The organism is Rhodococcus sp. 06-235-1A, from assembly GCF_002258785.1.
Lineage (GTDB): Bacteria > Actinomycetota > Actinomycetes > Mycobacteriales > Mycobacteriaceae > Rhodococcoides.
Genome location: NZ_NOYI01000027.1, coordinates 134,288 through 154,243, shown reverse-complemented (window position 1 = coordinate 154,243; position 19,956 = coordinate 134,288). Strand labels below are relative to the sequence as shown.

25 protein-coding genes are annotated in these 19,956 nt (G+C 66.2%); 10 read left to right on the top strand and 15 right to left on the bottom strand.

What is annotated here, in order from left to right:
• The 3 genes from CH275_RS24355 to mnhG are packed head-to-tail and all read left to right on the top strand — an operon-like array spanning position 1 to position 1,234.
• The gene (locus tag CH275_RS24355; RefSeq protein WP_373453743.1) at positions 1 to 642 is read left to right on the top strand and encodes a Na+/H+ antiporter subunit E; all 642 of its coding nucleotides are present in this window, start codon (positions 1 to 3) and stop codon (positions 640 to 642) included.
• Positions 639 to 896, top strand: coding sequence for a monovalent cation/H+ antiporter complex subunit F (locus CH275_RS24350; protein ID WP_094680739.1), 258 nt, complete (start codon positions 639 to 641; stop codon positions 894 to 896). Before CH275_RS24355 ends, CH275_RS24350 begins: the two co-directional genes overlap by 4 nt.
• The gene (mnhG, locus tag CH275_RS24345) at positions 893 to 1,234 is read left to right on the top strand and encodes a monovalent cation/H(+) antiporter subunit G (protein ID WP_094680738.1); all 342 of its coding nucleotides are present in this window, start codon (positions 893 to 895) and stop codon (positions 1,232 to 1,234) included. Before CH275_RS24350 ends, mnhG begins: the two co-directional genes overlap by 4 nt.
• Positions 1,235 to 1,249: 15 nt before the next feature.
• On the opposite strand, the gene CH275_RS24340 is transcribed toward mnhG, so the two are convergent.
• From CH275_RS24340 to CH275_RS24325, 4 genes are all read right to left on the bottom strand, one after another.
• On the bottom strand, positions 1,250 to 2,380 hold the full coding sequence (locus tag CH275_RS24340) for a glutamate--cysteine ligase (protein WP_256991194.1): 1,131 nt from the start codon (positions 2,378 to 2,380) through the stop codon (positions 1,250 to 1,252).
• A 1-nt stretch (position 2,381) separates the two neighbouring features.
• A complete protein-coding gene (gene sodC, locus CH275_RS24335; RefSeq protein ID WP_094680737.1) occupies positions 2,382 to 3,092 on the bottom strand; it encodes a superoxide dismutase[Cu-Zn] in 711 nt (236 codons plus the stop codon).
• Between the two features lie 114 nt (positions 3,093 to 3,206).
• Positions 3,207 to 3,758, bottom strand: coding sequence for a LytR C-terminal domain-containing protein (locus CH275_RS24330; protein ID WP_256991193.1), 552 nt, complete (start codon positions 3,756 to 3,758; stop codon positions 3,207 to 3,209).
• Between the two features lie 57 nt (positions 3,759 to 3,815).
• On the bottom strand, positions 3,816 to 4,154 hold the full coding sequence (locus CH275_RS24325) for a DUF3263 domain-containing protein (RefSeq protein ID WP_094680736.1): 339 nt from the start codon (positions 4,152 to 4,154) through the stop codon (positions 3,816 to 3,818).
• 363 nt (positions 4,155 to 4,517) lie between these two features.
• Between CH275_RS24325 and CH275_RS24320 the strand changes: the two genes are divergently transcribed.
• The 3 genes from CH275_RS24320 to CH275_RS24310 are packed head-to-tail and all read left to right on the top strand — an operon-like array spanning position 4,518 to position 6,912.
• Positions 4,518 to 5,120, top strand: coding sequence for a peptide deformylase (locus CH275_RS24320; protein ID WP_094681099.1), 603 nt, complete (start codon positions 4,518 to 4,520; stop codon positions 5,118 to 5,120).
• Positions 5,121 to 5,139: 19 nt separating this feature from the next.
• A complete protein-coding gene (locus tag CH275_RS24315; protein ID WP_179276320.1) occupies positions 5,140 to 6,075 on the top strand; it encodes an N-acetylglutamate synthase, CG3035 family in 936 nt (311 codons plus the stop codon).
• 36 nt (positions 6,076 to 6,111) lie between these two features.
• Entirely contained in the window at positions 6,112 to 6,912 is an 801-nt protein-coding gene (locus tag CH275_RS24310; RefSeq protein WP_094680735.1) for an exodeoxyribonuclease III, read from the top strand.
• Here the strand turns inward: CH275_RS24310 and CH275_RS24305 are convergent.
• The 3 genes from CH275_RS24305 to CH275_RS24295 form a co-directional block, all read right to left on the bottom strand.
• Positions 6,882 to 7,478, bottom strand: a complete 597-nt coding sequence (locus CH275_RS24305) for a hypothetical protein (RefSeq protein ID WP_094680734.1) — start codon at positions 7,476 to 7,478, stop codon at positions 6,882 to 6,884. The genes CH275_RS24310 and CH275_RS24305 overlap by 31 nt on opposite strands.
• 84 nt (positions 7,479 to 7,562) lie before the next feature.
• Positions 7,563 to 7,913, bottom strand: coding sequence for a GNAT family N-acetyltransferase (locus CH275_RS24300; protein WP_094680733.1), 351 nt, complete (start codon positions 7,911 to 7,913; stop codon positions 7,563 to 7,565).
• 134 nt (positions 7,914 to 8,047) lie between these two features.
• Positions 8,048 to 8,374 (bottom strand): GNAT family N-acetyltransferase, encoded by a 327-nt coding sequence (locus CH275_RS24295; protein WP_094680732.1) that lies wholly within the window; start codon positions 8,372 to 8,374, stop codon positions 8,048 to 8,050.
• 291 nt (positions 8,375 to 8,665) lie between these two features.
• Between CH275_RS24295 and thiD the strand changes: the two genes are divergently transcribed.
• The gene (thiD, locus tag CH275_RS24290) at positions 8,666 to 9,520 is read left to right on the top strand and encodes a bifunctional hydroxymethylpyrimidine kinase/phosphomethylpyrimidine kinase (protein WP_094680731.1); all 855 of its coding nucleotides are present in this window, start codon (positions 8,666 to 8,668) and stop codon (positions 9,518 to 9,520) included.
• Here the strand turns inward: thiD and CH275_RS24285 are convergent.
• The 7 genes from CH275_RS24285 to thiO all read right to left on the bottom strand — a co-directional run bounded on the left by CH275_RS24285 (position 9,482) and on the right by thiO (position 15,850).
• The gene (locus CH275_RS24285; RefSeq protein ID WP_094680730.1) at positions 9,482 to 10,303 is read right to left on the bottom strand and encodes an adenylate/guanylate cyclase domain-containing protein; all 822 of its coding nucleotides are present in this window, start codon (positions 10,301 to 10,303) and stop codon (positions 9,482 to 9,484) included. The two genes, thiD and CH275_RS24285, sit on opposite strands and share 39 nt — an antisense overlap.
• A gap of 37 nt (positions 10,304 to 10,340) precedes the next feature.
• A complete protein-coding gene (locus CH275_RS24280) occupies positions 10,341 to 11,798 on the bottom strand; it encodes a M28 family peptidase (RefSeq protein ID WP_094680729.1) in 1,458 nt (485 codons plus the stop codon).
• Between the two features lie 33 nt (positions 11,799 to 11,831).
• The gene (locus tag CH275_RS24275; protein ID WP_094680728.1) at positions 11,832 to 12,602 is read right to left on the bottom strand and encodes an ABC transporter permease; all 771 of its coding nucleotides are present in this window, start codon (positions 12,600 to 12,602) and stop codon (positions 11,832 to 11,834) included.
• Positions 12,602 to 13,564 carry an ABC transporter ATP-binding protein gene (locus CH275_RS24270; protein ID WP_094680727.1) on the bottom strand — a complete coding sequence of 321 codons (963 nt, stop codon included), beginning with the start codon at positions 13,562 to 13,564 and terminating at the stop codon, positions 12,602 to 12,604. Before CH275_RS24270 ends, CH275_RS24275 begins: the two co-directional genes overlap by 1 nt.
• Before the next feature lie 252 nt (positions 13,565 to 13,816).
• Entirely contained in the window at positions 13,817 to 14,566 is a 750-nt protein-coding gene (locus tag CH275_RS24265) for a thiazole synthase (protein ID WP_094680726.1), read from the bottom strand.
• A 4-nt stretch (positions 14,567 to 14,570) separates the two neighbouring features.
• Positions 14,571 to 14,786 carry a sulfur carrier protein ThiS gene (thiS, locus tag CH275_RS24260; protein ID WP_094680725.1) on the bottom strand — a complete coding sequence of 72 codons (216 nt, stop codon included), beginning with the start codon at positions 14,784 to 14,786 and terminating at the stop codon, positions 14,571 to 14,573.
• The gene (thiO, locus tag CH275_RS24255; RefSeq protein WP_256991225.1) at positions 14,783 to 15,850 is read right to left on the bottom strand and encodes a glycine oxidase ThiO; all 1,068 of its coding nucleotides are present in this window, start codon (positions 15,848 to 15,850) and stop codon (positions 14,783 to 14,785) included. The genes thiS and thiO overlap by 4 nt, the downstream gene beginning before the upstream one ends.
• A 158-nt stretch (positions 15,851 to 16,008) precedes the next feature.
• Here thiO and thiE point away from each other — a divergent pair, with 158 nt between their 5' ends.
• Positions 16,009 to 16,701: a thiamine phosphate synthase gene (gene thiE / locus CH275_RS24250; protein WP_094632618.1), complete on the top strand. Its 693-nt coding sequence runs from the start codon at positions 16,009 to 16,011 to the stop codon at positions 16,699 to 16,701.
• 4 nt (positions 16,702 to 16,705) lie between these two features.
• Here thiE and CH275_RS24245 read toward each other — a convergent pair whose 3' ends face one another.
• A complete protein-coding gene (locus tag CH275_RS24245; RefSeq protein WP_094680724.1) occupies positions 16,706 to 17,542 on the bottom strand; it encodes an NUDIX hydrolase in 837 nt (278 codons plus the stop codon).
• Positions 17,543 to 17,679: 137 nt separating this feature from the next.
• Between CH275_RS24245 and CH275_RS24240 the strand changes: the two genes are divergently transcribed.
• A complete protein-coding gene (locus tag CH275_RS24240) occupies positions 17,680 to 18,984 on the top strand; it encodes a hypothetical protein (protein ID WP_256991192.1) in 1,305 nt (434 codons plus the stop codon).
• On the top strand, positions 18,981 to 19,952 hold the full coding sequence (locus tag CH275_RS24235) for a glutamate ABC transporter substrate-binding protein (RefSeq protein WP_094680722.1): 972 nt from the start codon (positions 18,981 to 18,983) through the stop codon (positions 19,950 to 19,952). Before CH275_RS24240 ends, CH275_RS24235 begins: the two co-directional genes overlap by 4 nt.
• The last annotated feature ends 4 nt before the right edge of the window (positions 19,953 to 19,956 follow it).

Sequence of the window (19,956 nt, the reverse complement as noted above, 5' to 3'; positions counted from 1 at the left end):
ATGAACCGCTCCGTTCTGCTTCGCCTGTGGACTCTCGCGTGGCTGACGGCCATCTGGGTTCTGTTGTGGGGCAATGTGTCTGCAGCGAACATTCTCGGCGGTATCGCGGTGGGGCTGCTGATCATGGTGCTGCTGCCGTTGCCGCGGGTGCCGGTCGAGGGCCGAATCCACGTGTTCTCGCTCGTCAAACTCGCGGTTGTTTTTCTGTACTACGCAGCGGAATCGAGCGTCAGCGTGGCCTGGTTGGCGATCAGGCCGAAGGCCCCGCCGGTCACCGGAGTGCTGCGCTGCCGCATCGCGATCAAGTCCGATCTGGTGCTCACGCTGTTCGTCGACGCGATGAACCTCGTGCCCGGAACCATGGTGCTCGAGATCGACCGAACCAGACGCCTGCTCTACGTGCACGTACTGGACATGGGCACCCAGAAGGCCGTCGACGGCTTCTACGCCTACGTGCGGAACCTCGAGAAACTCTTCATCGCGGCATTCGAGCGAGACTCCGACTGGAAGCCGAGCCCGCTGCACTACCAGGAGTACGAGCAGTATCACGGGGTGCTCGGCGACGATCCGGTGTCGAGTGATCCCGCTACCCCACGCGATGACAAGAAGACCGACGACAAGAGGAAGGGGGACTGGACGTGACCGTCGTTCTCGCCATCTCCGGCGCCCTCCTGATTGCCGCCGCGATCCTGACCGCGTACCGCCTGCTCGACGGTCCCAGCACGCTGGACCGACTCGTCGCGATGGACACGATTCTCGCGGTCTCGATGTGCGGCCTCGGCGTGTGGGCCGTCTACAGCCGCGACACCACCCTGGTGCCCGCCATCGTCGCGCTGTCACTGGTCAGCTTCGTCGGGTCGGTCAGCATCGCACGCTTCAGAGTGAGGGACGAATGAGCACCGTTGCGCAGGTCATTGCCTCCATCTTCATTCTGCTGGGGGCACTGCTGGCGTTCACTGCCGCCGTCGGCATCGTGCGCTTCCCCGATACCCTCTCGCGGATGCACGCGGCCACCAAGCCACAGGTGGTGGGGCTGATCCTGGTTCTGATCGGGGCCATCATCAGCCTGCGCGGCAACGTCGACATCTGGATGCTCGTGCTGGTGGGCATCTTCACTCTGGTGACCGCACCGGTCATCGCGCACACCGTCGGTCGCGTCGCCTACCGCGAACAGAGGGGCCGCGACGGCCTGCTGATCGTCAACGAGATGGAACCGAACGAGTCCGATCAGTAGCGAGCGGCCACCGGATCAGGACCGAAGCTCGGCCACCAAGGACTCGACGACGGCCCGCAGATCGCCGTTGGATTCCTCGGCCACCGCACGCTGACGCTGGTACGACGCCCCGCGCCGGGGAATGTCGGCAACGGCAGCCAACTCGTCGACGCAACCGAGCCGGACGGCCGTCGGCGTCAGCTTTTCGAGCAGGTCGTGCAGATCGTCGGTGACCAGGCGCTCGTTGCTGTCCGAGTCGAGGATGATCTCGGCGTCGAGGCCGTACCGGGCGGCTCGCCACTTGTTCTCCTGCACGTGCCACGGCGGGATGGACGGCAGCGTCTCTCCTGCTTCGAGTCGCTCGTCGAGGTGGACGATGAGGCAGTGCGTCAGCGCGACGAGGGCTGCCAGTTCACGCTTGCTCGACGCCCCGTCGCACACCCGGACCTCGATGGTTCCCCACTTCGGTGCCGGTCGGATGTCCCAGTGCATGCCGCCGAGTTGTTCGATGACACCGGTCTTGAGCTGATCACGGACGAATCCCTCGAACTGGGACCAGTCCTCGAACTGGAAGGGCAGCCCTGCCGTCGGCAGTTGCTGGAACATCAGCGCACGGTTGCTGGCGTATCCGGTGTCGTTGCCCGCCCAGATGGGCGAGGACGCCGACAGGGCCAGCAGGTGCGGGTACTGCAGCAGCAGCGAGTTCAGAATGGGAAACACCTTGTGTGGGGACGAGACTCCCACATGTACGTGCACGCCCCAGATCAGCATCTGCCGACCCCACCACTGGGTGCGCGCGATCAGCTCGTCGTAGCTCGGTGAGCTGGTGAGCTGCTGGGTGGACCATTCGGCGAACGGGTGCGTGCCCGCCGAGAACAGATCTATACCCAGCGGGTCCGCGGCGCGCCGTACCAACTCGAGGGAGCCTCCGAGGTCTTCCATCGCTTCGCCGACGTTCTCACACACTCCGGTGACGAGCTCGACGGTGTTGCGCAGCAGCTCTTTCGTCACTCTCGGGGTGTCCCCGGCCAGATCGTGGACGCCGGACATGACCGCCTCGGCGGAGTTGACCAGGTCCCGCGTGTTCTTGTCGACCAGAGCGATCTCCCACTCGACGCCCAGCGTCGGGCGCGGCGAACTCGCGAAGTCGATCCGGGGAGCGCTCAAGCTACTGCAGTACCGCGCACGCTGCCCGAGCACCGGCGTCGCCGGTCATCAGGGTCGTCATGTCCGGCACAGCGGCACCGTCGGGAAGCGTGTACCGCGGCGGGATGTTGGCGAAGTTGTCGGCACCCTCGTGCACGATCACGGACGTTCCGGCACCGCCGGCGCGCAGATCGTCGAGCGTGATCGTGTCGGTGGTGGTGACGAGTCGTCCGGTGCCGTCCTCGCCGACCTGAATGGACGTCAGGTCACCGCTGGCCGGGTGCTCGGTACGGCCGTCGACCTGCAGGTGTCCGCCCGCAGACAGGAACGCGCCCGGCTCGCCGCCGGTCGGTGCCACCGAATTCGGCTCGCAGGCCGCGACGGTATGAACGTGGAATCCGTGGAAGCCGGGAGTCATGCCCTCGACCTCGGCGGTGACGGTGAGCTTGTCGCCCTCGGACGCGAACGAGACCGTGCCCACCTCGGCACCGGCAGCGTTGCGCAGTGTTCCTTCGATGGCATCGGCGGAGCCGGACTCGGCCCGACCGTCACCCGCGACGGCTGCTGCCGACGGATCGGCTTCGCCGCTCCAGACCGGCGGGACCGTACCGGGTACGTCGGACGCCACTTCACCGTTGCTGCAGGCGGAGAGACCGAGCGCTGCGATCGCGAGGACCGGTGCCACGTAACGCAACGATCGGGTCGCAGCAGTGCGTCGCTTGAACTTGTCCATCGGAAATCGCTCCTCTTTCAGGCAGTTTCGCCGGGCTCGGAAAATGATAACGTGCCGCCCGATTCGACCGAACCGGGCACGTCGTCGACGTGCTGAACTACTGGGTCACGAAAGCTACTGGGTCACGATGACGACTACGCCGACCGTGGATTCGAGCGAAGTCGGCTTGGGCTCGGCCGGCACACCGAGTTGGGTGGCGATCGATTGCGCGGCCTGCTCTTCGCCTGCAGCGGTCCCGTAATACACCGCTGTCTGGGCGAACTGCGCTTCGCTGAAGTTGCCCGTCTCGGCGACGTTCCACCCCTCGGCGGTCAACGTGCTCGCTGTGCCGGCCGCCAGGCCGGAGACGTTGGAGTTGTTCAGCACCCGCACTTCGACATCGGCGGGAGTGCCCGACGTGGTGGTGGTCGACGCGGAGCCGGTGGGCGCGGTGCTGGTCGACGCGTCGCCTGCCGGAACCTGAGCTACCGGGGCCTGCGATGTCGGTGCAGCCGCGGCGGGTGTGCTGGTCGTCTCGACTGCGGACGGCTCGGCCGCGGCGTCCTCGGAACCGGAACCGGTGAGCGAGAGCGCGCCGATCGCTGCGAACAGGATCGCGAGCGAGATCAACACCATGGCCAGGGCACGGAGTGGTGGCCCGGTCTGTTCCGGGTTGGGGCTGCTCACGTACTCGACCCTAGCCGACCGTCGACGACGACTCGGAACACGTGAATCGTGAGGCGATCAGACGTCGAAACCGAGCCGCCGCGCCGCACGGGCCTTCTGCCGACTCGCACGCAGGCGTCGTAGACGTTTGACCAGCATCGGGTCTGCCGCGAGAGCTTCCGGACGATCGACCAATGCGTTCAGGATCTGGTAGTAGCGGGTGGCCGACATGGAGAAGAGTTCCTTGATGGCCTCTTCCTTCGCCCCGGCGTACTTCCACCACTGCCGCTCGAAGGACAGGATGTCGTGCTCTCGTCGACTCAGTCCGTCCGCACCGACCTCGTTCGGATCCTGAGAGCTATCCGATTGTCCCGGCTGCTGAGACTGGTTCGAGTCACGCGCTGCTGCGCCGTCCATCCCACTCCTCGACTTCTCGACTCCCCTGGGCCGGATCCATCACCCGCCCCGAGGGAGTCTGCTTCCCCCAGCACTGCCGGCACCCGTACGGGCACCGACCGAATTACACACTTGTACTTCGGAGATCATTCAACCACGTTCGACGCCGGGGACACGGCTCCTACGGACTGCCCGCGCGTGGCGTGTTCCACCTACTCGACCGCGTGCGCGACCCACACCACTGGGTCATTCCGCAGGCTCCACTCCCGCACCACTGGGTCATTCCGCAGGCTCCACTCCCGCACCACTGGGTCATTCCGCAAGCTCCACTCCCTCACCTGCTGGGTCATTCCGCAGGCTCCACTCCCGGTATCCTTGTCGACCATGGCAATTCTTCCCATCCGGATCGTCGGCGATCCGGTGCTGCACACCCCAACCGCTCCCGTCACCGAGTCACCCGCCGAGCTGGCCGAGTTGATCGCCGACATGTACGAGACCTTGGCCGCCGCCAACGGTGTCGGTCTCGCCGCGAATCAGGTCGGTGTCGGCAAGCGTCTGTTCATCTACGACTGCCCCGATCAAGGCGAGGACGGCAAGATCTTCCGCCGCCGCGGCGAGGTCGTCAACCCGGTGCTCGAGACGTCCGAGATTCCCGAGACGATGCCCGATCCCGAAGACGACGACGAGGGCTGTCTGTCGGTCCCGGGCGAGCAGCACCCCACCGGCCGCGCCGAGTGGGCTCGGGTGACCGGCACGGATGCCAAGGGTGATCCCGTCGACATCGAGGGCCGCGGCTTCTTCGCTCGCATGCTTCAGCACGAGGTGGGTCATCTCGACGGCTTCCTCTACACCGATGTGCTCATCGGCCGACATGCGCGAGCCGCGAAGAAGGCCATCAAGCGGGCCGGCTGGGGCGTGCCGGGACTGAGCTGGACACCGGGGACCGTCGACGATCCGTTCGGGCACGACGACGAAGACGAGGACTGACCCGCTCGATGGCCGGCACATGGTGAGCGTTCCGGTGGGAACGCGGGTGATGCTCCGATATCGGTTGCCGCCCGGGCACACCCATCCGATGACGGACGTGATCGGCGAACTGCTGGCACTCGACGCCGATGCGGTCTCGGTCCGCGGCCGGGACGGTGCACTGGTGCAGGTCGCCACCGATCGCGTCGTCGCCTTGAAACCGTTGGGCCCGAAGCCGATTCGAACGTCGGAGATCAGGGCCCTCGAAGCCGCCGCCGCCGACGGGTGGCCGGGCGTCGAGCGCGAATGGGTCGACGGTTGGCAGCTGCGCTTCGGCCACGGTTTCACCGGTCGCGCCAATTCGGCGGCACCCCTCGAACCCGGCGCGTCGACGACGCCCGAGACGCTGGCGAAAATCTCCGATCGATACACCGCACGGGGTGTGACGCCGACGCTCTCGCTTCCCGACCGCCTCGGCGTCGCTCCAGCCGGATGGTCGACGTACGACGAGAGTGCCGTCATGGCAGCGGACATCTCGAATCTCGTTCTGCGCGAAGGCGACTCGGCGATAACGGTCACCGCGCAGCCGACCGAGGACTGGTTGCGGTCCCTGCACTACCAGGGCCGTGCGGCACCGGCTGGTGCAGCCGAGGTGGTCTCCGCCGTCCACGACGGAACACTCGGCTTCGGCGCGATCGGCTCGCTCGCGGTCGGACGCGCTGCCGTCACCACCGCCCCCGACGGACGTTGCTGGGTGGGAGTGACATCGCTCTGGGTGTACCCCGAGCATCGGCGCAACGGTCTCGGCACGCTGATGTGCGGCGAGTTGGTGCGGTGGGGACGCGAGAACGGTGCCACCCACGCGTACCTGCAGGTGGCCGTGGAGAACACCGACGCGCTGGCCCTGTATCGAGACCTGGGCTTCGCCGACCACCACCGTTATCGCTACGCGCGACCCGACGCCGCGATCGGCTGACCACCCTGTCGGAGGCGTTCTATAAGGTTCCTTCCCGTGCGCTTGGCTACTTGGAATGTGAACTCCGTCCGCTCTCGTCAGGATCGAATCGTCGATTGGCTGCAGCGGTCCGACGTCGATGTGTTGGCAATGCAGGAAACCAAGTGCAAGGACGCACAGTTTCCGTATCAGCGGTTCACCGATATCGGGTACGAGGTGGCCCACGTCGGGCTGAGTCAATGGAACGGTGTCGCCATCGCGTCACGGGTCGGCTTGGACGATGTGCAGGTCGGATTCGAGGATCAGCCCGGATTCAGCAAAGATCCCGAGATCGATCCCGCCCAGGAGGCACGCGCCATCGGAGCCACGTGCGACGGCGTGCGCGTCTGGAGCCTGTACGTACCGAACGGCCGTGAACTGGCCGATCCGCATTACACCTACAAGCTCGAATGGCTCGCCGCTCTGAAAGCCGATGCGCAGGCATGGGTGGCGGCCGATCCTCAGGCGCAGATCGCGCTCGTGGGCGACTGGAACATCGCACCCACCGACGACGACGTCTGGGATCCGGCACTGTTCGAGGGCAAGACCCACACCTCCCAGGCCGAGCGTGACGCGTTCGCCGCGTTCGCCGACGCCGCATTCACCGAGGTGACGCGGCAGTTCACCCCCGAGCCCAGGACGTATACCTACTGGGACTACACGCAGCTGCGTTTTCCGAAGAAGCAAGGCCTCCGCATCGACATGGCCCTGACCTCGCCCGCCCTGACTTCACGGGTGACCGGTGCGTCGATCGACCGCGAAGAACGCAAGGGCAAGGGAGCCAGCGATCACGCTCCGGTGATCGTCGAGATCGGCTGAGCGGCGCGATCCGAACTACCGGCCACCGCTCGGGCGGCGATGATCGCCCCCACGGCAATCAGCAGTCCGTGAGCGATCCGCACGGCCGGCGGGGTGTAGAACTGCGGCAGAAACAACACGAATCCTGCGGCCAGCACCATCGCGTAGCGGTTGCGTAGAGCAAATATCACCAGTCCGGCGGCGATCGAGACGAGACCGACGCCGAACATGACCATCTGCACCGTCGAGTATCGAATCGGATCGGCCAGATCGATCAGGCCGGGATTCGAGTTCGCTGCGGCATCGACGCCCAGGGCATGTAGCGCGAACGTCTCCGCACCGTAGTACGGCAGAACCAACCCGACGCCGATCCAGGTGGCGACCACTGCGGGGTCGGACCGTCGACCGCCGTAGACCACGGCCAGCCCGAGCGCGACGAAGCCGAACATGGCGAAGGTATGGGCGAGTACCCAGTTGGAGGACGCAAAGGCGTCGGCGCCCGCGCTGCCCACCTCGCTCGAGTAAGGCCGGAGGGCGGGGTAGGCGGCGAACATGATGCCGACGAACAGGTAGAGAGCTGCACGCATCGGGAATACCAACCTTCCGAGAGCGGCGCTCTCTACAGGGAGCAGTATTCACCTTGCGGGCAGCCAGGACAAGAGCAGTGCTCTCTACTCGACGATCAAATCCAGGAACTCCTGATGTTGCGCCAGGTATCGCCGCACGTACGTGCAGATGGGGACGATGCGCCACTGGCGATCCCGAGCGGTGTTGAGCGAGGCTCGCACCAGCACACCGGCCCATCCGCGGTCGCCGTACTCCTCCTTGACGACGGTGTGCATGAGAGCGACGACGCGATTCTCGCCCACATCCCCGTCACCGAAGCGGTAGCCGAGAATGCCGACGAGCTCGTCGTCGACGAAGAGATCGAACCTGTTGTGATCGACGTCGTCCTCGATACGAACGACGGGACGCTCGACCGGTATCACCGTGTCGATGCGACGAGGAATGATGTGACTCATGTCACCTATGAGACCAGTGTTGCTAACGTGACGCGAGGTGAGTGCATCGATCGTCGCCGAGTCGAGCCCCTAATGTGACCGGCCCCGATGTGACCGGCCCCGATGTGACCGGACGGTGCGCGCCGAGAACAGCGTCAGAGCGCGACGAGCATGTCGTTGTACTCCGGATTCGCGGCGGCGAACCGCTGCACGTAGGTGCAGACCGGCCTGACTTTCCACCCGTAGGAACGGGCACTGTCCAACGCGCGACGGACCAGAATGCCGGCCAGGCCCTGATGACCGAAGTCCTCGGTGATGACGGTGTGCATGAAGGACACGACGTGCGTGCGGGTCGCGCGCTTACCGTTTCCCTCCACCTCGAAGAATCCGACGATCCCGACGAGATCGCCGTTCAATCGAAGCTCGAACCTGTTCTGATCTTTGTTGATCGAGACATCAGCGCTAGGAGAACTCGCAAGCATGGGACGCCTCCTTCGCTGTGTATGGGGTGGTGAACGAGTGAATCGAATGTGACGTGCACCACTATTAAACATGCGTGCGGTGGCTCTGTCACCTTTTCTACCAACAAACCTTCGGATGCGTAGGTTTGTCCGTCCATCCCGACTCGAATGCTGGTATCGGTCATAAGCTGCCCTGTTCGACGTTGTGATACAACAACATTCGAAGCCACGTCGTGTTTTCACCGAATATTCACAGGTTCGGATTCGGCCGCCGAGACGGTCGTCTCCGTCCCGCCGGTACTGTCGTCTCTCGTGAAGTTCCTACCGCTCACGCCCAACGGCGAGACTCCTGTCCGCGCGCTGACGATCGCCGGAACCGACTCCGGTGGCGGGGCCGGAATCCAGGCGGACAGCCGCACGATGGCCATGTTGGGCGTCCACGCATGCGTTGCCGTCGCAGCGGTGACGGTCCAGAACACCGTCGGCGTGACCGGCTTCCACGAGATCCCGCCAGAGATCGTGGCAGCCCAGGTTCGCTCGGTGGTCTCGGACATCGGCGTCGGCGCAGCGAAGACCGGGATGCTGGCGTCCACCGCCATCATCGAGGCGGTCACGGCCGTGTGCACCGAGGTGGGCATCGGCCGCGACCGGCCGGTCCCCCTGGTCGTCGATCCGGTGTGCGCGTCGATGCACGGCGACCCACTTCTGCACGCCGAAGCCCTCGACGCCATCCGGCACACCCTGTTTCCCATCGCGTCGCTGGTGACCCCCAACCTCGACGAGGTCCGGTTGATCACCGGCATCGAGGTGATCGACGACGCGTCCGCACACCGCGCGGCCGAGGCCCTGCACGGCTTGGGCGCGCAGTGGGCGCTGGTCAAGGGCGGTCATCTGCGTACGTCCACGCACAGCACCGACTTGCTGTTCGACGGCGACACGTTCCTCGAATTCACCAGTGATCGCATCGACACCGGCAACGATCACGGCGGCGGCGACACCCTCGCTGCGTCGATCGCGTCAGCGCTGGCACACGGGTACTCGATGCCCGACGCGGTGGCATTCGGCAAGGACTGGGTCACTCGCTGCCTGGCGGCTTCCTACGATCTGGGTGCCGGCCACGGCCCGGTGTCACCGCTGTGGCGACTGCACGAGTCGGAGGATGCGTAGGTCGTCGGGTGCGCCCTTGATCTTCGGAGCGAAAAAGCTGCGGCGATAAGGCTTGGAGACCACGCTCAAGGCGTCGAGCACCTCCGGCGGGACTGCCTCGAGGGCTGCCGCGGAAATCATCACGTTGCCGTTGCCGCCGGTCTGCATCACGCGGGCGGCGACGGTGACGTCGACGCCGAGCCAGTCCGACCCGACCTGGCGTGGGCTGCCGGTGTGGATGCCCACTCGCATCGTCGGGGTGTAGCCGTCGACGACGACGCTGCTCATGGCCTCTCGTGCCGCGAACACTGCGTCGACTGCTCTGCCCGCATCGGTGAACACGGCCATGATGCCGTCGCCCAGTCTCTTGACGACGTGCCCGCCTCGGAACACGACCTCGGGTTCGACCGCTTTGGACACCTGGCGCAGCAGCGTCAGGGTCGCGGTGTCACCCGCACGGAGTGACCACGACGAGAACCCGACGAGATCGGTGAAGACGATCGTGACGTCCTGTTCGCCGCGACCACGGCCGGCTCGCTCGAGAATCGCCTGCCACACCTGCAGGGCACCGAGGCCGACTTCGCGGGATGCGCCCGGTTCGTCGTCGAGTCCGTTCGCAGCCAAAAAACGATCGGCCACACGTGCGACGGCAAGTGCGCGTCCCGGACCGTCTATCGACAGTGGATCGCCGAACGTGGGGTCACCGGGCAATGCTCGACGCACCCGCCGTACCGCGCCTACCACCTTGGGCGCTCGGTTGGTGGTGCGAACCCACTCCACCACCGAATCGACGACTGCGTTCACAGCATCGAGCGTAACTCACAGTTACACATACTTGCTGTCACCCTTCGGCGCGGGCGGCCTCGCGCTCGGCACCGACCGGCACCCCGTTGGGGCCCTCGACCGACTGCGCGTAGACGCCGATTCCGTAGGCCACTGCCGCACCGTTCTTCGCCAGCGCAGCGCGGTCGACGTTTGCCAAGGTGTCCTGATCGGTGTGGTAGTTCTCGTCGAAGGTCTGGTCCGCGGTGCCGCCCCACTTCGCAGCTTGCTCGGCGGTCTTGTTCTCGTCCGCGCCGCTGAAGACTCCGCCGGCAGGGATACCGACCTCGATGAACGGGCCGTAATCGGAGCGCCCGTCGAAATCGGTGCCGTCGGCGGCGACACCGTCGGCGGCCAGCCGCTCGACGAAGGTGCGCTCGATGGCGTCGGATCCGGCCGGTCCCGCGGGCTCACCCACCTTGTCGGAGTCGTCGCCGTCGTACGCGAGGTAGCCGGGGTTGTGCGAACCGATCATGTCGAAGTTCAAGTACAGCGCGATGTTTCGCTTGTCGTCGTCGGACAGGCCCTCGACGTACTTGGTGGAACCGACGAGCCCGTTCTCCTCGGCACCCCAGAACGCGAAGCGCACCGCATTGGTCACCTCGGGCGCGCTGCCCATCTGCAGGGCCGTCTCGAGCACTGCAGATGTGCCGGTGCCGTTGTCGTTGATACCGGGGCCTTCGGGGACGCTGTCGAGGTGGGCACCCGCCACCACGACGTTCTCGGTGGAGCCGGTGGTGGTCTGGGCGATGATGTTGCGACTTGTGGTCGTGTCGGTTGTGGTGACGAGCGTCAACGTGACCTCGGGTGCCGCGAGGACCGCTGCGCCGTCCTCCTGGCTGACACCGCCGGTCGGAATCTTTGCGGTCTCGGGATCACCGAGTGTCCCCGAATCCAGTGGTCCCGGTTCGTTGTTGACGATGATCGCGGCGGCCGCACCCAATTCGGCGGCGACGGCCTGCTTCGCACCGAACGGGCACACGCCGCGCGGCACGACGGCGACGGCACCGGCCAGGTCGAGGCCGGCGTAGTCGGCTGCCTCGCACCCGTCCGCACCGGCGGGGGCTCCGACGACGCGGGCTGTGATGCCCTCGGCCGTGGTGGTCGGCGAGTAGCTCAGCGCGAACACCGGAATCTCGGTGCCTGCGAGCGACAGGGTTTGGGTCTGCGCCTCGAAGGTCTCGAACTCGAACTCCGGCGTGGTGACCTCGAACCCGGCGGATTCGAGTTGCGAGACAACATAATCGACGCTCGCGTCGTATCCGGCGGTGCCGGCCGCACGGTTTCCGTCGTGCGCGGCGGCGATTGTTTCCAATTCCTGGAGGTGCCCGACGAGAGCGTCCTCTGTGACCGCTTCCGACAGGCCCGGCCCATCGGGCGTCGCGAAAACTCTGGCCGGTTCCTCGTCCGACGTGGACGAGCAACCGGCCAGAATCAGCACAGTGACGGCGCTACCTGCAAGCAAGGAAATCCGCATAGCGGACACCCTACCCAGACAAATCGCGGGGTGTCAGGCGTCCCGACGATTGACGACGAACACGGCCGCTCCGAAGATCACCGCGGTGAAAACGACGAAGTAGATCAGGCTGCCGACCGGACCCCAGTGGAAGTCGGTCCCCGCCGAGCCGCCCAGGAAGTGGTCGGCATTCTTGAAGGGCAGGAACGGCTGAATCTTCTCGCCGACCTTCGGGATGACTCCGACGAGGCTCTCGATCAGCAACGGCCACAACAGCAGGACGGCGATGGCACCGGCGGACTGCCGGATGAGCGCACCCACCGCGACAGCGAGAACGATCTGAACGAACGCCAGGACGGCGGTGCCGTAGATGACTCGCCACGTGCCGTCGACGTCGAAGCTCAGGAGCGCGCCTGCTTCTTCACCCGCGATCGATTTCGCGAGGAAGAATGCACCGAACGCCAGGATCAACGACAGCACCGCGCCGTACACTCCGACGATCAGCGCCTTGGCACCGAGCACCGAGGCCCGGTTGGTGACCGCCTGGAATGTCGTCCGGATCAGGCCGAAGCGGTATTCGCTGGTGACAGTGAGGGCCGCCAGGATCATCAGCACCATGATCCCCAGGCCACCCACACCGCTACCGACGACGTCGTACGCGGTGGTCGGCGGAAGCCCCTCGGGAGCATCCGGCCCGATGGCCGTCTTTGCGGCCCAACCGAGGATGGCTCCGAACCCGAGGCCGAACACCACCACGATCGCGCTGCACCACCACGGCGATTTGGTCGAGGTGAACTTGATTCTTTCTGCTGCCAAGACGCCCATCAGAGTGACCCGCCCATCGCTTGCTGAGTGTTCTGGTCTTCGGCGCCCGCGCCGTGGTACTGCACTGTGTCTCCGGTGAGTTTCATGAATGCTTCCTCGAGCGAGCCTCGCTGAGAGGCCAACTCGTGCAGGGTGATTCCGGCCCGTCCGGCGATATCGCCGATCGTGTCGGTCGTGGAGTTCAGCACCACGAGCGAGGGCTGAAGTTCATCGGTCTTGTCCGGCTCGCGCACGGTGAGCCCTGCTGTGGTCAAGGCCTGTCGGAGACCGTCCAGCTGCGGGCTGCGCACGCGCACCGACGCCTCGGAGGCATGGTCGATGAACTCCTGCACCGAGGAGTCCGAGATCAACTTGCCGCGTCCGATGACGATGAGATGCTCTGCGGTCTGCGCCATCTCCGAGAGCAGGTGGCTCGAGACCAGCACCGTGCGGCCCTCGGCTGCCAAGCGCTGCATGAACTTTCGGATCCAGACGATGCCCTCGGGATCGAGGCCGTTGACCGGCTCGTCGAACAGCAGCACCTTGGGATCACCCAGCAGAGCACCGGCGAGACCGAGCCGCTGCGACATGCCGAGCGAGAATCCGCCCGCATTCTTCTTCGCGACCTCGGACAAACCCACCAGACGCAGCACCTCCTCGACACGTGACTTGGGGATGCCGTTGGACGCAGCCATCCACTCGAGATGTGCGCGTGCCGAACGATTGGGGTGCACCCACTTGGCGTCGAGCAGAGCGCCGACGGTACGCAGTGGCTGCTTCAGGTGGCTGTAGCTCTTGCCTTCGATGGTCGCCGTGCCCGAGGTGGGTCGGTCGAGCCCGAGGATCATCCGCATGGTGGTCGACTTGCCTGCGCCGTTGGGGCCGAGGAAGCCGGTCACGATGCCGGGTTTGATGGTGAAGGTGAGGTTGTCGACCGCCGTCACCGCGCCGTATTGCTTGGTCAGTCCTGTCACTTCGATCATGGGTACAACCTTCCCCGATCGACAGCGTCCGCACATCGACCGACAGTCGCCTTTTCCATCATCCTTTCGGATGACACACACCCTGAGACAGTCGGTCACAGGGCGGCACGCGGTCGCAAACGCGTGCGCGTTCGTCAGGTGCGCGCGGAATCGCCCCCGTACTCGCCACTATTCCGCACGCGTTTCACGAATGCGCGCGCGTTTGCCGGATACGCAGAACCACAGGAGGTGCTGCGCCGCCGACGCAGCCGCTCACATGGGCGAGCTGGCCTGCGCCCAGAATCGTTTCGGGATGCGGCCCGCATGTCGCGCCTGGTAACCCGCCGCCACCGCGTTCCGCATCGCCGACGCCATCAGCGCCGGATCCTTCGCGCGGGTCACCGCGGTGGCGAGCAGCACCGCATCGCAGCCGAGTTCCATCGCAAGGGTGGCGTCACTGGCGGTGCCGATGCCCGCGTCGAGTATCACCGGTACCGTTGCCGCGTCGACGATCATCTCGATGTTGTGCGGGTTGGCGATGCCGAGGCCCGTGCCGATGGGTGAGCCGAGCGGCATGACGGCCACGCAGCCGATGTCTTCGAGACGCTTGGCCAGCACCGGGTCGTCGGTGGTGTACGGCAGCACCTGGAAGCCGTCGTCCACGAGTTGTTCTGCGGCCGTGACCAATTCGATGGCGTCGGGCAGCAGGGTTCGCTCGTCGGCGATCACTTCGAGTTTCACCCAGTCGGTCTCGAGCGCCTCACGGCCCAGTTGCGCGGTGAGCACTGCTTCGGCCGCGCCGCGGCAGCCTGCGGTGTTGGGCAGCGGGGCGATGTTCAACCGGCGCAGCAGATCCAGCACTCCCGTCCCACCGGCGGCGTCGACGCGGCGCATCGCAACGGTGGTCAGTTCGGTTCCCGACGCGACGAGGGCGTCCTCGAGTACGGCGAGATTCGCTGCTCCTCCGGTGCCGGTGATGAGCCGGGAGGTGAAGGTGCGGCCTGCGATGGTCAATCCCGTCATGACCTCAACCGCCTTGCACGGCGGTGAGAATGTCGATGGTCCAACCCTTTTCGACGGTGGTGCTGTCCCAGCGACTCTTGGGCAGCACCGCTCCGTCGACGGCGACGGCGATACCCTTCTCGGGCATCCCCAGGAACTCGAGCAGTCGACGCATGGTCATGTCCTCGGTGAGCAGGTGGTCCTCACCGTTGACGGTGATGCCGATGGCAACCTGTGTCATGGTGTCCTTTCGATCTGTGGGCTGTAGATGTGCGAGAAGCGTTCGGGGTCGGCTGCTTTCGCCTCGGGAATGCTCTCGCCGGAGATCAGTGCGGCGACCGCGTCGGCGGTGATGGGGGCGAGCAGGATGCCGTTGCGGCCGTGGCCGGTGGCGGCGATCAACCGGGGAGACAGCCTGCCGATGAGTGGCAGGCCGTCCGGGCTCATGGGCCGCAGGCCGGCTGCGGTTTCGTACAGCTCGTATTCGCCGATGCTCGGCATGAGGCGTTCGGCGTCGGCTATCAGGTCTCGTACCCCGGCGACGGTGACCTGGGTGTCCTGGCCCGATTCGTATTGTGTTGCGCCGACGACCAATCCGTCCCCGCGTGGCACCAGGTAGATCGGCCTGCCGTGCACGGTTCCGCGAACGGTGCGGTGCGGCGGGGGCGCGGCGCTCGGTCGGCGACGCAGCCGGAGGATTTCACCCTTGACCGGCCGGACCTCGAGCGTGGGCCACAGCGCCGCCGACTGCGCACCCGCGGCCAGGACCACCTGATCGGCGTCGGGAATGGTCTCCACCGGGGCGTTCACGAACTCGACTCCCGCATCGAGACACCCCTGCTCGAGCGCGGCGATCAGCGCCCGATTGTCCACCGATAACTCGGTCGGTGCCAGCAGCCCGAGTCGAATGTTCTGGGCCAGAGCAGGTTCGAGCTCACGCAGCTGTGCGCGGCCGAGAATCTCGAGTTCGTGTCCCTGTTCGCCCACCCATTCGGCGATGGTTCGTAGATCGGCGGCATCGGCCGAGTCGAGGGCAACCGTCATCGACCCGGTGGCGGAGAACACCGAGGGGCCGGGGAGCCGTCGGGCAAACTCCGGCCAACGCGCCAACGACGCCGCGCCCAGGTGCAGCAGTTCGTGTTCGCCGGGCCAGCCCTCGGACAGCGGTGCCAACATCCCGCCTGCGACCCACGATGCGCCCTTGCCCAACGCGGGATCGTGCACGACCACCCGGTGACCGTCCTGGCTCAGGCGCAGCGCCGTCGACAACCCGATGACGCCTCCGCCGATAACGACGATGTGCACGCGATTCACGTCCTCACTCCCTGCGCCCGCATGATCGGGTTCAGGTATTGACGGTAAGGGCGGCGAACCCACTCTCAGCCCCACGATCCTCGGGACTCCCGCGATTTCTCGGCCACTCCGTCGTCGGTGGCGGCCACCATGAGAATACAGTTCGCTCTGTGCATCCATCTCAGACCGCCCGCAACCAGACTCCCCGTGAGCGTCTTGCGTCCGCTCGCCTGTACCTGTGTACCGATGCCAGGCGCGACAAGGGCGACCTCGCGCAGTTCGCCGAGGCCGCGTTGTCCGGTGGCGTCGACATCATCCAGCTGCGTGACAAGAATTCCGCAGGCGAGCGCGAGTTCGGGCCCCTCGAGGCCAAGGACGAGCTCGCGGCGCTGGCGATTCTGCTCGCCGCGACCAAGCGGCACGGTGCGCTGTTGGCAGTCAACGATCGCGCGGATCTGGCGTTGGCCTCCGGCGCAGATGTGCTGCATCTCGGTCAGGGCGATCTGCCGGTGCACTACGCGCGGCAGATTCTCGGTCCGGATGTGGTGATCGGGCGCTCGACGCAGAACCGCGCCCAGTCCTCGCTCGCCGCGATCGAGGACGGCGTCGACTACTTCGCCGTCGGTCCGGTGTGGCCGACGCCCACCAAGCCCAACCGCAAGGCCGCGGGGCTGGAGACGCTGCGGGCCACCGCGGACTCGCTGCCGGAACGGCCGTGGTTCGCCATCGGCGGCGTCGACGCGACCAACGTGGATCAGGTTCGGGCAGCCGGTGCCGACCGCATCGTGGTGGTCCGCGCCATCACCGAGGCCAGGGACCCACAAGCAGCCGCTCGTTCGTTGGTGCAGGCGCTACAGCCCTAGAGCCCTAGAGCCAACCCAGCACGGACGACGGCGTCAGGACCTGCACGGATTCCGGCAGCCGGTCACGCAGTCCGCGGTCGGCGGTGACCAGCGCTGTCAGATCTCCGCCCCGGTGGGCCTGGTCGGCGAGGGTGTCGTCGCCGCTACCGTCGGCGAGAATCACCCGGGTGCGCGGATCGTCCACCACGGCGTCGCGGGCCTGGCCTTCGAGAACCGCTTCGATTCGGGTGAGCCATCCGTACTGGCCACCGGGTAGCTCGACGGTGCGTGGCAACGTCTCGGCGAGCGAGGCGAGCAGTGCACCGGTGGACCCGGCGCGGTCCTTCCACCACCCGTTCGGGCGGGACCCCAGCACGTTCGCGGTGTCCAGCAGCACTCGTAGTGGGACGGTGCGCAACGACGGCCAACTCGATGCGAACCCCGGGTGCAGCGGGAGATCGGCGACGATCGATTCCGGCACCCAGCGCAGTTCGGTGCTCTCTCCGTTGGGCACGGTGGTCAACGGATGATCGGTATCGGCGACGACGGTGGTGTACGACCAGCCGCTCGCGACACTCGCAGTGACCCGCTCACTGCGAACGCACAGCTGTCCGGCTGCGATACCTGCTTCCTCGTTGGCCTCGCGTACCGCTGCGTGCTCGGTGCTCTCGTGGGAGTCGCGAGCCCCACCGGGCAGCGCCCACGTTCCACCCTGATGACTCCACAGGGCTCGGTGCTGTAGCAGCACCACAGGTTCTCCGGTGTTCGACGGTGCCCGCAGCAACAGCCCGGCGGCACCATGCTTTCCCCAGTGCCGAGAACCGTCCGCACCGATCAGCCAACCGTCCCCGTCACCACGCATGCTCTTCAGCGTAAGGGAACCGTCCTTCCGCAGTGACTGTCCTTCCGTAGTGACTGTCCTTCCGTAGTGACTGTCCTTCCGTAGTGACTGTGCGGTAGTGGCTGCAGTACGACCCGCCTGCTTATATGCTCGGATGCGTGATCGCGGCCGGCGTTACCCCCTCCGCTGCCGTCCCCCCGACAACGGCTTCACACGTCGGTGCCGCTGCAGGCAAGCCACCGGTTCGATACACGATGCGTTCGACGCCTGCGCGGTTGGTCGCGATGGGAGCCGCCCTGGTGCTCCTGGCATTGACGGTCGGCAATCTGGCCTCCACTGCCGTGACCGAACGGGTCGACACCCTGGGCACACTGTTGGTGCGGACCGAACCGTTCGCGAACTCGGCGCAGAACCTGTACGGAGCCCTGTCGGTGGCCGATGCGGCGGCCGCGACCGCGTTCATCGCGGGAGGTCTCGAACCGGCCGAGGTGCGCGAGCGCTACTCGCAGGCGCTCGGCGAGGCGTCGTCCGAACTCATCGCGGCCTCGGCAGGGGTGACCGACAACGACGAGGCCACCAGCGCTGTACTGACTCAGATCGCGGCCGGCTTGCCGGTGTACAGCGGTCTGGTCGAGACGGCCAGGGCCAACAACCGGAGCGGGAACCCGGTCGGCGCGGCGTATCTCGGCGAGGCGTCGACGATGATGCAGACCAGTTTGCTGCCGCTCGCCGAGAAGCTGTACACCGAGCAGGCATCGCGGGTGTCCGCCGATCAGGAACGGTTCACCAGTCCCCCGCTCTTCGCGATCGGGTCGGTGGTGTTCCTGTTGGTGATGACGGGCCTCGGCCAGTGGTACCTCTCGCGGACGACGCGCCGCACCCTGAACGTCGGATTCCTCACGGCCACAGCCGCTGTCGTGGGCCTGCTCGGCTGGATGCTGGTGGTGGGACTGATCTCGTCGATCGCCACCGACCGCGCGCTCGACCGCGGTGTGTCGCCACTGAAGTCGTACACGACGGGTTTCATTCTGGCGCAACAGGCGAGGGCGGACGAGACACTCGACCTCGCGCGTCGCGGCGGCAGTCAGGACTACGGACAATCGTTCGACGCCAACGTCTCTCGCATGTCGGAGATGTTCGAGGGCGATACCGCTGTGACCGATGCCCTGAACAACTGGTCCGCCTCGCATGCGCGCATCGATTCCGCGCTCGAGGTCGGCGACTTCAACGGCGCGGTCGCCATCGCCACCGGTACCGGACAGTCCGATTCGGCGGCTGCGTTCAACGCGCTGGACAGCGTCCTGGTCGACGGGATCGAGAATGCCCGACGCGAACTGCGGACCAACATCGACCGCTCGGTGTGGGTGCTGTCGGGCCTGTCCAACGGTGCGTACGTCCTCACCGTTGCCGCCTCGGTGGCATTCTGTGTCGGCCTGTTCCCCAGGCTGCGTGAGTACCTGTGAAGCGCCTGCTCGCCGTCGGCATCCTGACCACCGCCCTGTTGGTCGGTTGCGCGCCGCCGGAAAGCCCAGCGCCGCAGGTCGATACGACGTTCACCGAGCCGCCACTACCGGACGGCGCGTCCGTCGCAGCTCGACCCACCGAGACTCCCGCCGACGACGAGTGCGCTCGGCCCACCGCCAGCCTGCGCCCGCTGCAGGCCGGTGCCGATGCTCCGCCGGTGCCGCAACCGACCCTGGACGCGCTGCGCGCCAAGGGCCGCTTGGTCGTCGGACTCGACACGGGCAGCAATCTTTTCAGCTTTCGCGATCCGATGACCGGCCAATTGGTCGGGTTCGACGTGGACATCGCTCGCGAGATCTCGCGGGACCTGTTCGGCGATCCGAACCGGTTGGACTTTCGTATCCTGACCTCCGCGCAACGGCTGGAGGCCCTGCAGGATTCGTCGGTGGACATCGTGGTCAAGACCATGACCATCACGTGCGCTCGCCGCAAGGACGTGCAGTTCTCCACCGTGTATTTCCAAGCGCAGCATCGGGTTCTGGTGGTACAGGGTTCGGGCATCCGCGGCGTCGAGGACCTGGCCGACAAGCGGGTGTGCGCGGTGGAGGGCACCACCTCGCTGCGCCGCCTGCAGCGGCTGCAACCCGCCGCGACCGTGGTGACGGTACCGATGTGGTCGGATTGCCTTGTGGTGCTGCAACAACGCCAGGTCGATGCCGTCAGCACCGACGACGCGATCCTCGCCGGTCTCGCCGCACAGGACCCGTACCTCGAGATCGTCGGAGACAGCCTGAGCCCGGAACCGTACGGCGTCGGGATCAACAGGAACAGTGAGGATCTGGTGCGCTTCGTCAATGGGACTTTGGCCCGCATTCGCTCCGACGGCACGTGGAACCGCATCTACAACCGGTGGCTGACGGTGCTCGGCCCCTCCCCCGGTCCGCCCAGCGCGTCGTACAGCGATTAGAGGA